Genomic DNA, 1,566 nt, shown 5'->3' with positions numbered 1-1,566 from the left:
TCTGCTGTACTCGTCGGCTGGCAGCGCCGCGGGGCGCTCGAACGGCACGCTGCGCATCTCCTTCGACGACGGCGAAACCTGGTCGGCGGGCAAGCTGTACAAGAGCGGCTACCACGCCTACTCGGTCGTCATTCCGCTGTCCGCCGCGGCCGGTGGCGGCTATGGCCTGATCTATGAGGGCGATCGCACGTATCAGGACGGCATCGACAGCAACGACATCATGTATACGCGCACGTCGCTCGCATGGCTTGGCTATCTGACTGCTTCGGCGACCGGCTCGGCGACGCTGCGCATCGACGGCGAGTCGGTCGGCTCGCTCGGCGAGGGCGAGGATGCGTCCACGGTCGAGGTGCCGGTCACGGTGACGAACGACGATGATTCCGACTACACGTCGATCACGCTGACGCCGAGCGGGCTGCCGGCCGGCTGGTCGGCGGCGCCGGTGACGATCGACGGCGGCCTGGCGCGGGGCGAGAAGACGACCGTGACGCTGCCGGTGACGGTGGCGGAAGGCACTAAGGCGGGCGCGAAGCAGTCCATTGCGATCAAGCTGACCGGCCGCTACGCGCAGTCCGACGACACGCTGACCGGTATCGAGAATGGCTCGGTCACGGTTGCGGTCGAGCAGAATCCGGTGACGATCGTCGGCTTGAAGGCATCGACTTCGCAGACCGACGTGCAGGTTGATGATTCGTTCGATGCCGATGCCGTTACGGTGACGGCGTCGTTCAGCGACGGCTCGGTTCGCCCGCTCGCCGCCGGCGAGTACGCGCTGAGCGCGCGTGACGCTTCCGGTGCGGATGTCGATCTGGCGCAGCCGTTCGCGAAGGCGGGCAAGGTGACGGTGACCGCTACGGCGAACGATGGCGGCGAGACAGCGTCGTTCACGATCGATGTTGCGGAGAAGACGCCGGTGACGCCTGATCCTGATCCTGAGCCGAAGCCGGATCCGGACCCAGATCCTGATCCTGATCCAGAGCCTGAGCCGAATCCGAATCCTGATCCGACGCCTGATCCTGAGCCGAATCCGAATCCGAATCCTGGTCCGAGTGTGCCGGGTCTGTCTGATCTGACGGAGACGAATCGTGTCGCCGACCTTGTGCCGGTGGATTCGATGGTCGCCGGCGGCAGCGTGACGCTTCGTGTGGGTTCCGCTCATGCGGGTCGTGCGGTTGTGGTGTTCATGGATGCGGCCTCTGGTCATGTGTGGTCTCGTGGCAATGTGACGGTTGGTACGGATGGCGTGGTGGAGGCGTTTGCGCCGGCTCGCGTGGGCTCGTACCGGGTCGCGGTGTCTACTGCCGGTGGCGCGCTGCTGTGGGATGTGGTGTCGGTGACGGCGAAGAGCGAGACGCCGGCTCCGCAGCCGACCCCGACCCCGAAGCCGACTCCGAAGCCTGCTCCGAAGCCGGCTCCGACGACTCCGTCGAAGAAGCCGACGATGGCTGACACGGGTGCGTCGGTCGCCGTGGTGGCGCTGGCTGCCGTGGCGCTTGCCGCCGCTGCTGGTGGCGTCGTGCTCGCTCGTCGCCGCGCGTAGCCGTCGCGCGCGTGGTCGCGTGACTC

Annotated in this window: 1 protein-coding gene; it reads left to right on the top strand. The window is 66.9% G+C overall.

Going from position 1 to position 1,566, the window contains the following annotated elements; genetic code table 11:
- Window positions 1-1,540 (top strand): sialidase family protein (locus EHS19_RS10095; protein WP_175578422.1); only part of this gene is annotated, 1,540 nt, incomplete at its 5' end.
- Window positions 1,541-1,566: the final 26 nt, after the last annotated feature.

It is taken from the genome of Bifidobacterium jacchi, from assembly GCF_009078285.1.
Classification (GTDB): domain Bacteria; phylum Actinomycetota; class Actinomycetes; order Actinomycetales; family Bifidobacteriaceae; genus Bifidobacterium; species Bifidobacterium jacchi.
Note: the sequence above shows the minus strand (reverse complement) of the source record. Positions and strands in the feature narration are given on the sequence as shown.